This is a genomic window from Paraclostridium dentum (assembly GCF_012922555.1).
GTDB classification, from domain to species: domain Bacteria; phylum Bacillota; class Clostridia; order Peptostreptococcales; family Peptostreptococcaceae; genus Paraclostridium; species Paraclostridium dentum.
Window position 1 is genome coordinate 1 of the sequence record NZ_WIPK01000214.1, and the last position, 304, is coordinate 304.

Sequence of the window (304 nt, forward strand, 5' to 3'; positions counted from 1 at the left end):
CTTCTCCCTCGCTGTGAGCCTGCTGGACCGCTTTCTGTCCGTGATGAAGATCCAGCCCAAACATCTGACCTGTGTTGGCCTTTGCTGCTTCTACATCGCCGTGAAGACCTCAGAAGAGGAAACGAACGTTCCCATGGCCAACGATCTTATCCGGATCAGCCAGAACCGCTTCACAGTTTCAGACATGATGAGGATGGAGAAGATCGTCCTGGAGAAGCTCTACTGGAAGGTCAAAGCTCCTACGGCACTACATTTCCTCCGACTCTTTCACAGTTATGTCCAGGAGAAAGCTGGCAGTCAAAAT

At 51.3% G+C, this 304-nt stretch carries 1 protein-coding gene; it reads left to right on the forward strand.

Annotated features, from left to right (window positions below; genetic code table 11):
• Positions 1-304: cyclin family protein (locus GFJ41_RS21410; protein WP_170076066.1), on the forward strand; the 304-nt coding region annotated here is incomplete at both ends.